This window comes from Parvimonas sp. D9 (assembly GCF_035282565.1).
In the GTDB taxonomy this organism is placed as follows: Bacteria; Bacillota; Clostridia; order Tissierellales; family Peptoniphilaceae; genus Parvimonas; species Parvimonas micra.
Map to the genome: position 1 here is coordinate 1 of NZ_JAYKBM010000283.1, position 232 is coordinate 232.

General features: G+C 45.3%; 1 protein-coding gene. It reads left to right on the top strand.

Annotated elements, in window-relative coordinates:
* The coding region (locus VJI94_RS08885; protein WP_324009115.1) for an alpha/beta hydrolase at positions 1–232 on the top strand (232 nt) is incomplete at both ends.

The window sequence follows — 232 nt, forward strand, 5'->3', positions numbered from 1 at the left end:
GCCACACAAAAGTTTACAGATGCGGGTGTAGAGCTGAAGCTACAACGGTTGAAAGTAAATAGCAGAACCTTGCATTATGCCAAAACCGGGAACGACAGCTTACCTACTATTGTTTTTGTGCATGGCTCCCCGGGTGCATGGGATGCTTTTGAAGCTTTTATGCGCGATAAAATATTACTGCAAAAATACCGGATGATTTCAGTAGGCCGCCCGGGTTTTGGGTATAGCGATT